Consider the following 10,826-nt stretch of genomic DNA (forward strand, 5'->3'; position numbering starts at 1 on the left):
GTGGAGAAATACTATATTCCTCCACAAAGGATTTTTTTGATGCCCTTGTCAGCCGACCCCGTTCAGCTTGAAAATAACGCCTATAAAGTCGTTGAGCTTTGTCTTAAATACGGCTTTAGGTATTCAGATAGACTTCACTTCAGACTCTTTGGTGGTAAAAGAGGTATGTAAATAATAAATTCAAAGGATTTTTTCCAATTTAAGCCAGATCACTGCGATAATGCTGGCGCCAAGAGGCGCAATATTGAGCCCCCACCACACTCCGGTAAGCCCCATATCCAGGTTTATTGCTAAGACTCGGGCTGTGGGGTAGGCTATTATCAGGAGCCTGCAGAAAGTCAGGATAGCAGATTTTACTCCCTGCCCCATTCCATTAAAGGCTGAAGAGGTGTACATACCCACAGGAGTAAAAATGTAAGTTAAAGAGGTAATTCTCAGAAATTTCACAATATCTGGCATCAAAACCTTCATGGAGACGTCGTTAGCAAATATACCTGCGAGGTAGGGTGCAAAGGTGTAGATTACAATTGCAACAATTACCTGAATTTTTATGCCCAGTTTCCACGCTTCTATGATGCTTTTCTTTACCATATCCATCCTTTTCGCGCCAAACCATGCACCAACAACGGAGATGGTTGCTGCAGATATTCCAAGAGATGGGAGAATGGCAAATTGGTTAAGCCTCATACCGATGCTGTATATTGCAATACCCTGCGGTCCTCTTATTGTGGAAGTTAGATGATTAAATAGCATCTGACTGAGGGAAATCAGGAATTGTGATAGAGTAAACGGAAACCCAACCTTTATTATTTCATTCATCGCTGGAGAATCGGGTTTAAAATCCCTGATATGAATTCTTACAAAGGTACTTTTCTGAAAGATTGCCCAGTAAGTGAAAAGCATTAAAGAGAAGAATTGGGAAATTACCGTGGCAAAAGCAACACCCACTATACCCAGCTTGAGGGCAAAAATTGCTATCGGATCGAGAACGATATTTAGAGCGGATCCGGTTACCATTGCTATCATTGAACGTTTTGTATCTCCTTCTGCACGAAATATGTAATTAAAAATCATGACCAGGAAAGAAATGGGCATTGAGATAAAAATGATTCTCCCGTATTTGAGAGCCTGGGGAAGGGCTTCACCTGCCCCGAGAGATGTGAATATTTTCTTTGCAAAGATTAGTAAAATAAGCGAGGTAATCGCAGAAATTACTAAGGAAAGGAAAATTCCATTTGCTGCTGCTTTATTTGCCTTTTCGTAGTCTCTGGCACCAATACTTCTCGAAATAAGAGAGTTTGTACCAACTCCAATTCCTCCGGCTATGGCCAGAGCTGCAAAATTTAGGGGTTGTGCCAGTCCGATGCCTGCAATTCCAAGAGAGGAGTTTTTCAGTGTAGAAATCCAGAAGGCATCTACTAAGTTATAAAATATTTGAACAAAGTTTGCAAATATTGTAGGACTTGCCAGTTTCCATATGGATTTGCTCGGGTGTTCAAATAATAATTCCACATTCTTATATGTCATCTCAATAAGTTTACGGGTGGCAATGGGAACAATCTAATGTTGAACTTTTTCCCTTAAACTTACGTCTATTAATGTATAAAGGAGGTGAAAAAATGTTTAAGACTATGATGCTCATGATGTTTTTAACGCAGGCTTCCATGGGTGGTCCTATAGGAGATCCGATGGAATTTTCCTGGGGAATTCTCAGAGACAAAAGGGTTGTTTCGGAGTTAAAACTAACCGCTGAACAGCAAAAGAAAATAGCTGATATACATTACAACTATTCCAAAAAGATTGTTGATCTTAGAGCGGAGATTCAGAAAAAAGCTATTGATCTTAATAAAATTATAGAATCTGAGGATTTCACAAGGAATCAAATTGAACCACTTGTAAAGGAAATTGCTAATCTTGAAGCTGAATTAAGAATGAATAGAATTATGGAACTTAAAGAGATGAGGAATGTCCTAACTTCCGAACAGAGAGAAAAACTGCGGGAATTGCTTAAGGAGAGGATCAGAATGCGAATGAACCAAGGGCAAAGGGAGAAGATTAGATAAGGATAGTAGGTGGGCTACCCTTAAGGTGCGGGGCGCTTCGCGCTCCGCACCTTAAGGGTTTACTTTCTTCCTTTGATTATGTGTGCTTTTTCGTTTATAATCTTATAGACTTATGGATAAAGAACAGTTCAAAAGAGTTTTAAAAGCCCTTGTAAAAATTTCTCAGGATATTAATACTTTAAAACCACTTGATCTCCTCTTGGAGCAAATCGTGAAACTTGCAGACAAACTTCTCTCTACCAGTTATTCCAGCATTATACTCGTTGATGAAGAGACGATGCAATGGACGCGTGGCGCAACTACTGATCCACTCCACAAGGAGAATATTCACAAGTACGTTCGGGAAAGGGGAGCTACCTATACCATAGTGAAGACGAGAAAGCCCCTTGTTGTGAATGATGTTAAGCAGAGTGAATTTGGAGACCATCCCTTTTTAAAAGAATCAGGTGTGGTTTCCTTTATGGGAGTTCCCATAATTCATTCTGACAGGGTCATTGGGGTTTTGTACACTTTTTCAAGGAAACCGCGCAGTTTCGCTCCCGAAGAAGTTGAAATTCTTAAATTTCTTGCAGAACAAGCGGCGGTGGCAATCAATAATGTTAAATTGTATGAGAAGATTAGAGAAAAATCTATAAAGGATGAACTTACCGGTCTTTTCAATTACGTATATTTAAGGAGTGTACTTGAAAGGGAACTGGAAAAAATAAACAAAGGTCTGGAAAAACCCTCTTCTTTATTATACATTGACCTTGATGATTTTTCGGAGATTAATCAGAACTACGGTGTAAGGGTGGGAGACGAAGTATTAAAGTACGTGGGATTTGTAGTAGCGAGTAATATAAGGAAGGTTGACGTAGCAGCGAGATACGGCGGGGATGAATTCTTGGTTTATCTGGATGGTATAGATGAGTACGAAGCAAAGTTGCATGCGGAAAAGATCCTTAATAAAGTTCGTTTAGAGCCTCTTCAATTTGGGAATATAAGATTTATCGTTACTGCAAGCATTGGTGTTACGCAACTCAAAAGAGGCAAAGATCTTGACACTTTGATGAAAGAAGCAGATTTTGCCCTTCTCGAAGCTAAGAGAAGAGGTAAGAATTGCGTTGAACTTGCTTCAACCTTGTTTAGAGAAGAATAACATTTCCGTCATCGGGGCGTAGCGCAGCTTGGTAGCGCGCTTGGTTCGGGACCAAGAGGTCGGAGGTTCAAGTCCTCTCGCCCCGATGGGTTTTTCTGATATCTACTCTCCCTCTACCTCTGCGGGTGCTAAGGGTGTAAATTCTTCTTCAAAGGGTGTTATTGCAGTGTATTCAAAATCAACGATAGTTTTTACTTTTGGATCAATCTTGAGTATTATTTTTCCTATTTGGCTTAAATAGTCATAATTCCTCAGGATGATGGTGTGATTTACCGGGTCTACGTAGGCGCGCCTTTCCCCAAAACCGTCAAAACCGCCAAGTATAAGGTCAATGCCCGAAACATCTCTGGCAAGGAATCTTTCACGGTAATATCCTATACTGGAAAGCATTATTACTATGTCACACCCTTTTTCTTTGAGAAGTTTAACGGTCTTTTTTGCTGATTCGTATTCTTTTAGGATTTTTAGTGATTCATCTTGCTTTGATACTTCAATATCCTGATAGAGAAAGAAAGGCGTATTTTCGCTAACCAGCCCAAAGACCCCAATTTTGATGTCCTTGTAATTGATGATGTCGTAAGGTAAAACAAGATCGTTATATTTATGATCACTGAAAATAATGTTGGATGAGATGAATTTTGATTTTATATTTGAAAGATAGTCAAAAAGGCTCATTTGGTTAGGCAAATAATCTAATTCTCGCTTCTCTTCAGGGAAAAGAATTAGTTCCCTAACCCCGATGTTAATATAGTTGTAATTTAGCGAATTTAAGTAGTTCCAGATTGAATCTGCCAATAGATTCTCTCCAGTGATATATCCCCCGGTGAAGTTCCCTGAATCCATAAGAAGAAGTAGAGTTCCATCTTTTTCACACCTTTGCCTTTCCTGTGACACAATTTCCAAAAGACTTTCAAAACCGCCAAGGGTAGGAGGGAAGTCGGGATTGATCCAGGTAGCCTTCGATTTACCAAAGTTGCCCGTTATGTTGGAGGTATGAATGATTTCAATTTTAACTGGTTTTGTTGAAAATAAAAGGCTTATTAGTAAAGCGATTTTCATGGCTTACTCCAGGAACCATTCCGGCATTTTTTCTGTTGAAAGTTCTTTGACCTTCTCAAAGTATTTTTCAAAATATTCTGCTACTTCAGGTGAGTAAATTAAAACGGAAGCTTCATTGTTCCTTTCCAGAGCATAATAGCTCCAGTTAGTTGATCCAACAATGGTTATTTTGCCATCCACTATAATCAACTTGTCGTGTGAAGTCACATCCGGAGGATCAAAGTATACTTTAACACCTAATTTCTTCAAAGTATCTGCAAATTGCTTGTTGTCAAGGGTATTGCTTCTGTTCCAGTTGGAAGCATCGAGAATTATTTCCACGGATACCCCTCTCCGGGCAGCGCTAATGAGATCATTTAAAATTAAAGAGTTTGCGTCATTTTTATATTGAGGGTAATATCTGGCACTGAACATAAAGATTTTTATGTATTTTTCTGCACTTTGCAAAGCCTTATGGAGGGCTGGAACGTATTCGCGGTTGGGGATTGGGATGACATCGGCTGGATAGGCGTAAACTAAGTTAATTGCGAAAATTAGCATAAGAATAGCTAAAAACCTTTTCATTACTCCTCCTTTACGATAATTTTAAACTTCAATAGCAACACCATCAAATTAGTTTTTAGAGTTTAAACTTTTTAAATAAAATTCTCCCGCCCGATATGAGCTTCTCACAAGGGGGCCTGATGCCACGTAATCAAATCCCATCGATAGACCTATCCTCTCTAATTCCTTGAATTCTTCGTGCGTATAGTATTTTATCACTGGCACATGCTTCATTGACGGTCTTAAATACTGGCCTATAGTAAGAAAGTTAACTTCAATGTCTCTTAAAGATTTCATTGTTTCTATAATTTCCTCTTTTGTCTCACCGAGCCCTACCATAAAGCCAGATTTAGTGTAAATTTGAGGTTTGAGTTTTTTGGCTAACTCCAAAGTTTTGAGAGAAGTTTTGAAAGAAGCCCTGCGATCCCTTATTTCAGGTGTTAATCGTTCGACGACCTCAACATTATGAGCGAAAACATCTACCCCTGATTCGATCACCTTTTTTATATGCTCTGGGTTTTCCCTTAAATCGGGAACGAGCACTTCTACCAATATGTCAGGATGTTTTGTTTTTATTAAATGTACTGTTCTGGCATAAATTTCTGCTCCGTGGTCCTCCAAATCGTCTCTCGTTACGGATGTAATGACAACATAATCGAGATTCATTTCTTCGACAGCTTTAAGGACTCTTTCTGGCTCTTCTTCATCGACCAGCCCATGAGGGTTTCCTGTTTTGGTAGCACAGAATTTGCAATGCCTTGTGCAGATATCGCCCAGTATCAAAAATGTAGCAGTTCCTTGTCCCCAGCACTCTCCAAGGTTAGGGCATTTGGCCTCCACACAAACTGTGTGTAAATTAAGTTGTTTTAAGATCTTTATCACACGGCCAAATTTTTCATTTGCAGTAAACTTGCTTCGAATCCACTCCGGTTTTTTCTCCATAAATAAATTGTAATTTTTAACATTGGAACTTCCAAGTCTATACAATTTCGTTTAAAATTAGAAGGATGAGGAGTTATCACATTATTACATTTGGATGTCAGATGAATGAATATGACTCTGCAATTTTAGATAATTTAATGCGGAAAGAGGGGTTTATTTTCGCTGGAAAACCTGAAAAGGCTGATATTATTATCATAAACACCTGCTCAGTAAGGGGTAAGCCCGAACAAAAGGGAATTGACGTTGCCAGATATTATAAGAAAAGAGGTAGATATGTTGTGTTAATGGGATGCACTGCCCAGCAGAAAGGTGAGGAACTTTTAAAAGTTGCCGATTTGGTCGTTGGGACAAGGAATTTTCAAATTATTCCCGAAGTGATAAAGAAAGGCTTTTCTGGAAAAGCTTTTCTTGAACTCAAAACTGCTTGCAATTTCAGTTTTAACGGAAGAAGCGTAAAAAGGGTTCTTGAGTATGTTGTGATCCAGGAAGGATGTGATAACTTTTGTTCTTACTGCGTTGTTCCGTATACCCGAGGGAGGGAATATTCAAGGTCTCCCGAGGAAATCATTGAGGAGCTGAGATACGCCGAGGAGAGGGGTGCTCTTGAAGTAACTCTGCTTGGGCAAAATGTAAATTCCTATTATTACAAAGGTGTTGATTTTGCCGATTTGTTGCAAATCATTGATAGGAATACTGGAATTCCGAGGGTTTATTTTACGACTTCTCATCCCAGGGATATGAGTGTGAAAGTAATTGAAGTTGTTAGGAATGCAGAGCACATCAAACCTTGGTTTCACCTGCCTCTCCAATCAGGCTCTACTAAGGTTTTGAGAGATATGAATAGAGGTTACACAAAAGAAGAGTATTTGCAGCTGGCTGATTTTATAAGGAAAAAGATTCCTTCAGCTTCGATAACAACAGATTTGATGGTTGGTTTTCCTACTGAAACGGAGGAGGATTTTGAGCAAACCCTTGATGTGGTGAGAAAGGTTAAGTTTGACAATGCGTATATGTTTATATACTCGCCAAGAAATCCTTCTCCTGCATATTTCAAATATCGAGATAGATCAGTGGACGAGGATGTGGCTGGAAAAAGGTTGAGAAAGTTAATATCGGAAGTAAACAGGAATATATACGAAAGGCGAAAGGAGATGATTGGAAAGGAATACGAGATACTTATCTATGGGCCCTCCAGAAAGAGTTCAAAATACTCTAAAGGAAAAACGGAGAATAATATAACTGTGGTAGTGCCTGGTAATTTCAAAGAAGGCGAGTTTGTAAGGGTTAGGATCGAGAGGATCATAGGTCTTACACCCATCGGTGAATTAGTCTCGGTAAAGGTTAGATAACTGACTGTCGTTTATTAGCATTACAGGATAGTTGTCCGGGAAAAGGTCTCCCCAGTTGCCTTCTTCGTTCATGAAAAGCTTGATTGTAATAGTATCTCCTGGTAAATCGTTCAAAACCAATACGATTCTCGAAAGAGTTTCTGTGGTCCTGACGATGGAGCAGGGTATAGTAGATAAAAACACACGGCTTCCGTCACTGTTTAAAGTATAAAGAGCTGAGTTGTTGGGATACCTGTGATTGAGGACCACCATTAAATCTGCGCCCCATAGCCTAAATTCATCTTCTGAAATATGGCCTGTATTATTCCATCCTGTATTTTCATTTCCATCGGTGTTTATGAAAATGTAAATAGGACCAGAATAGTTCTGGAATAGTCTTTCCACATGGATTTGGAGTGAAAAGGTGTGACTGTGGTAAGAAAAGCGTCCACCCACGAAATCGGCATAACGCTGTGGCACATCATTAGGTGTATCAGCCAAAAATATGCTGGTGGTTACTACTATCATCGTTAATATTGATTGGAACATCTTCACCTCCTTTGGGAGGATATATGGCAAAATTTGTGCCGATTTGAAAAGATTAATTTAGGGGATTTTTAGAGGCAGGATTGCGAAATAATTTTTACAATTTATTGAGAGCTTTATAACCTCCTCAAGGATCGAAAATTATTATGTGAAGAATTTTTCCTGGTTGATGCGCTATTTTTCACATTTTTTTACATATAAAGTAAGGCCCTCTACTTTTACTACTTCTACTTCCTCTCCTTTTTCAATCTTCTCACCGCTTTTCGCTTTCCACAATTCTCCATGGATCAGACACATGCCACCCTTAGAATCTATAGGCGTTTCTGCAACGCCTTTCTCGCCGACGAGCCCCTCTTTTCCTGTGGTGGGCTTTAAGAAGAAGGTTTTTACGCCTTTAGATATTAGCCAGATGAAAAAAACTGCCGAAATTACCGAAATGGAAACAATCAGACTTTTTGAAACTTGAAACATTGGTCCTCCTTTAAAAAGCATTAAAGACCCAAGTACGAATGAAACGATTCCACCAACCGCTAAAATGCCGTGTGATTGAATAAATGCCTCGAGAACGAAAAGTATGATGGATAGGACTATTAGAGCAAGTCCAGCATAGTTTACAGGCAATGTTTGCAGTGAATAAAAGGCAAGTATGAGACAAATGGAGCCGAATACTCCAGGAAAAATAGCACCGGGGTTAGAAAGCTCAAAAAAGAGTCCATAAAAACCAAGTAAGAGAAGGATGTAAGCAATGTTTGGATTACTGAGAATAGTTAAGAGTTTTTCCCTCAGGCTCATTTTAATTTCCTTTACTTTATAAGGTCTTTGAAGGGTGATTGAGAATTCACCTCCGTCCATCTTTATCCGCTTACCATTGAGGCTGTCTAATAACTCTTCAAGGCTTGATACTACGTATTCAATAACTCCCTCTTTTAGAGCTTCTATAGCAGATGAAGATTTAGCTTCATACACAGCTAATTCTGCCCATTTAGAGTTTCTACCTCTGAGTTCGGCAAGGGATTTAAGGTATGCTACGGCGTCATTGGTTACTTTCTTAACCATCACACTATCCATCTGAGTTCCGAGAGCAACGGGATGGCAGGCACCGATGCTGGTTCCCGGTGCCATAGCAATTATATGGGATGCCATTGCAATGAATGCTCCGGCGGATGCAGCCCTTGACCCTTCAGGAGAGATGTAAGCTACTACGGGAATCTTTGAGGCGAGGATTGCCTTGTTAATAGAACGCATTGCTTCATCAAGCCCCCCTGGTGTATCCATCTTAATCACGATCAGCTTGCCCCCCTCTTTGTTAGCTATGTCAATGACGCTGCATATGTATTCCGAGATAGATGGAGTAATAGGCGCTTCTATAGAGGCTTTATAAATCTCTGCATTGAGAAGAACCAGACTTGTAAAAAGCAATTTCATTTTCTCATCTCCTTAAAAGGTATTGGTATATAATTATACTTCTTAATATGCGCTGAACATATTCCCTTGTTTCCTTAAAAGGAATTAATTCCGTAAACAGCAATGGGTCATCGGTCTTATAGGTTTTTTCCCATTCTCGAATCCGCCGTTCACCTGCATTGTATCCGCACAGGACATGAATTAGATTTTGGAATGAATCGGAAAGCATACTTAAGTATTTGATCCCAATAGTGATATTTAGATTGGGAATTTTTAAAGAATCGGGGGTTGCTTCCTGCATTATTTTTTTACCAGTCAGAGGCATAATCTGCATTAATCCTATGGCACCCGCTGGACTTATTGCATGGGGATTAAATAGGCTTTCTTCTCTCATTAGCGCTATAACTACTTCGGGCTTTACATTGTAGAATTTTGCAACGGTTGCTATTTGCCCATAATAGTTGGTTGGAAAAAGGTGTTTTAAAAGGTATAGCGGGATACTATTCTTCTCCGGCAAATAGTTGTAATACCTGAGAGCAAGTCGTATTCTGATGTAGTCGTTTCCATAATGTTCTGCCAATTTTATCGCTCCGTAAATTAAATTTGGTTCATTGGGAAGGTAGTTAAGCGCCTCCGTCTGGTCCCCAAGGATCAGTAGATATTTGAAAATTCTGAGCTTTTCAATGGTTTCTTGGTGTACTTCTGGTTCAGGTTCACTTTTAACTACTAATCCTTCGTCTAAGAGGTAAAAGTAGTCAAGATTTAATTCACAATTTTTTTGCTCCTCGGGAAATTTTCCGAGGGTTTTAAGAAAGTATTTGGCTCTGACTGATATTCTGGGGTTGTTTCCTACAACACTTTTAATTAAGAGACTCTCTGCACCTACTGTATCCTTTATAAACAGATGGTAAAGAGCTAATGAATAGGCCATTATTTGTGAACGAACAACAACATTTTTTCTATATTGCTCAAGTATTTCTGAGTTTTCTGTTATCAAAATATCCGTTACAAGTCTTGCAGCAGATTCGTTACCGTCATTAGCAAGGAATATGAGATATTCTAATCCTTTGAGGGGTTTCTTTATTTTCCAGTAAGCGTATCCAATTGGTAAAAATAGATCTTTTTCTTCCCTCTCGGTCAATCTGCGTTTAAGCTTTTCAAAGAGTTTTATAGTTTTTTCATAATTTCTAAGCCTATAAGCTGATAGAATTTGGGCAAATGGATAACAAGTTGTATTAATTTTCGCAAAAATGCTATCTGCTTGTTTATAATTCTTGGATGAAAAGTAGACATACGCTTTTAAGGTATCATCCAGCAAAGGGACCAATTTAATGGCGTAGGGAGAAAAGGGTTTGATTTTCACAAGCTCCTTTGCGAGACTTCGAGCTTTGAGAGTATCCAACTTGGTTATAGCCTTTAATGCGTTTAAAAAGATTTTTGTATCCTGTTCTATTGACGTTAAGCTTAGCAAAGAATCGGCAAATTCTATTCTATTCTTATCCCATATGTAATCTACAAAATCCCTTACCGCATCCTTTTGGTATCTAATTTTTTTTAACTTTCTGAGATAATGAAGGGCTTCCTGGGGTTTTTCGAGGTTCAGCAATTTTTCAACTATCCGCATGTAGAAATATTCTCTCAATTCTTCAATTGAGTCCGCGAGGACTTTGAAATTTTCCACCGCTAAGGAGTCGAATTTATCACTTTGCAATAGGTTTGATGTAAAAGCAAGTCTTACATCATTAGACATATTGCCACTATTTTCTAAGTATTTCAGCACCTTTTCCGTTTTAAGGTTGACTC

The 10,826-nt window shown here is 39.0% G+C and carries 10 protein-coding genes and 1 tRNA gene; 4 read left to right on the forward strand and 7 right to left on the reverse strand.

Annotated features, from left to right (window positions below; translation table 11 throughout):
• Window positions 1-180: 180 nt before the first annotated feature.
• Complete coding sequence (locus tag QMD82_01180; protein MDI6850539.1) at window positions 181-1,527, reverse strand: MATE family efflux transporter; 1,347 nt, start codon at window positions 1,525-1,527, stop codon at window positions 181-183.
• Window positions 1,528-1,619: 92 nt separating this feature from the next.
• Here QMD82_01180 and QMD82_01185 point away from each other — a divergent pair, with 92 nt between their 5' ends.
• From QMD82_01185 to QMD82_01195, 3 genes are all read left to right on the forward strand, one after another.
• The gene (locus QMD82_01185; GenBank protein MDI6850540.1) at window positions 1,620-2,063 is read left to right on the forward strand and encodes a periplasmic heavy metal sensor; all 444 of its coding nucleotides are present in this window, start codon (window positions 1,620-1,622) and stop codon (window positions 2,061-2,063) included.
• Window positions 2,064-2,175: 112 nt separating this feature from the next.
• On the forward strand, window positions 2,176-3,201 hold the full coding sequence (locus QMD82_01190; GenBank protein ID MDI6850541.1) for a sensor domain-containing diguanylate cyclase: 1,026 nt from the start codon (window positions 2,176-2,178) through the stop codon (window positions 3,199-3,201).
• A gap of 12 nt (window positions 3,202-3,213) precedes the next feature.
• Window positions 3,214-3,287 (forward strand) — tRNA-Pro (locus tag QMD82_01195).
• A 16-nt stretch (window positions 3,288-3,303) separates the two neighbouring features.
• Here QMD82_01195 and QMD82_01200 read toward each other — a convergent pair.
• Genes QMD82_01200 through lipA form a run of 3 tightly spaced genes read right to left on the reverse strand, consistent with a single transcriptional unit; the run spans window position 3,304 to window position 5,790 of the window.
• Window positions 3,304-4,260 (reverse strand): hypothetical protein, encoded by a 957-nt coding sequence (locus QMD82_01200; protein ID MDI6850542.1) that lies wholly within the window; start codon window positions 4,258-4,260, stop codon window positions 3,304-3,306.
• A gap of 3 nt (window positions 4,261-4,263) precedes the next feature.
• On the reverse strand, window positions 4,264-4,824 hold the full coding sequence (locus tag QMD82_01205) for a phospholipase D-like domain-containing protein (GenBank protein ID MDI6850543.1): 561 nt from the start codon (window positions 4,822-4,824) through the stop codon (window positions 4,264-4,266).
• A 48-nt stretch (window positions 4,825-4,872) separates the two neighbouring features.
• Entirely contained in the window at window positions 4,873-5,790 is a 918-nt protein-coding gene (gene lipA, locus QMD82_01210) for a lipoyl synthase (GenBank protein MDI6850544.1), read from the reverse strand.
• 20 nt (window positions 5,791-5,810) lie between these two features.
• On the opposite strand from lipA, the gene miaB reads away from it, so the two are divergent.
• On the forward strand, window positions 5,811-7,094 hold the full coding sequence (gene miaB / locus QMD82_01215) for a tRNA (N6-isopentenyl adenosine(37)-C2)-methylthiotransferase MiaB (protein MDI6850545.1): 1,284 nt from the start codon (window positions 5,811-5,813) through the stop codon (window positions 7,092-7,094).
• Here the strand turns inward: miaB and QMD82_01220 are convergent.
• From QMD82_01220 to QMD82_01230, 3 genes are all read right to left on the reverse strand, one after another.
• Window positions 7,071-7,622 (reverse strand): hypothetical protein, encoded by a 552-nt coding sequence (locus tag QMD82_01220; protein ID MDI6850546.1) that lies wholly within the window; start codon window positions 7,620-7,622, stop codon window positions 7,071-7,073. The two genes, miaB and QMD82_01220, sit on opposite strands and share 24 nt — an antisense overlap.
• Window positions 7,623-7,793: 171 nt before the next feature.
• A complete protein-coding gene (locus QMD82_01225; GenBank protein MDI6850547.1) occupies window positions 7,794-9,044 on the reverse strand; it encodes a nodulation protein NfeD in 1,251 nt (416 codons plus the stop codon).
• 4 nt (window positions 9,045-9,048) lie between these two features.
• The coding region (locus tag QMD82_01230) for a lytic transglycosylase domain-containing protein (protein MDI6850548.1) at window positions 9,049-10,826 on the reverse strand (1,778 nt) is incomplete at its 5' end.

The sequence above is a fragment of the bacterium genome (assembly GCA_030019025.1).
In the GTDB taxonomy this organism is placed as follows: Bacteria; Hydrothermota; Hydrothermia; order UBA1063; family UBA1063; genus UBA1063.

What these genes read in the sequence shown, in the direction of transcription:
- QMD82_01180 (MDI6850539.1), bottom strand. Translation starts at nt 1,527, where the DNA reads ATGACATATAAGAATGTGGAATTATTATTTGAACACCCGAGCAAATCC.
- QMD82_01185 (MDI6850540.1), top strand. Translation starts at nt 1,620, where the DNA reads ATGTTTAAGACTATGATGCTCATGATGTTTTTAACGCAGGCTTCCATG.
- QMD82_01190 (MDI6850541.1), top strand. Translation starts at nt 2,176, where the DNA reads ATGGATAAAGAACAGTTCAAAAGAGTTTTAAAAGCCCTTGTAAAAATT.
- QMD82_01200 (MDI6850542.1), bottom strand. Translation starts at nt 4,260, where the DNA reads ATGAAAATCGCTTTACTAATAAGCCTTTTATTTTCAACAAAACCAGTT.
- QMD82_01205 (MDI6850543.1), bottom strand. Translation starts at nt 4,824, where the DNA reads ATGAAAAGGTTTTTAGCTATTCTTATGCTAATTTTCGCAATTAACTTA.
- miaB (MDI6850545.1), top strand. Translation starts at nt 5,811, where the DNA reads ATGAGGAGTTATCACATTATTACATTTGGATGTCAGATGAATGAATAT.
- QMD82_01220 (MDI6850546.1), bottom strand. Translation starts at nt 7,622, where the DNA reads ATGTTCCAATCAATATTAACGATGATAGTAGTAACCACCAGCATATTT.
- QMD82_01225 (MDI6850547.1), bottom strand. Translation starts at nt 9,044, where the DNA reads ATGAAATTGCTTTTTACAAGTCTGGTTCTTCTCAATGCAGAGATTTAT.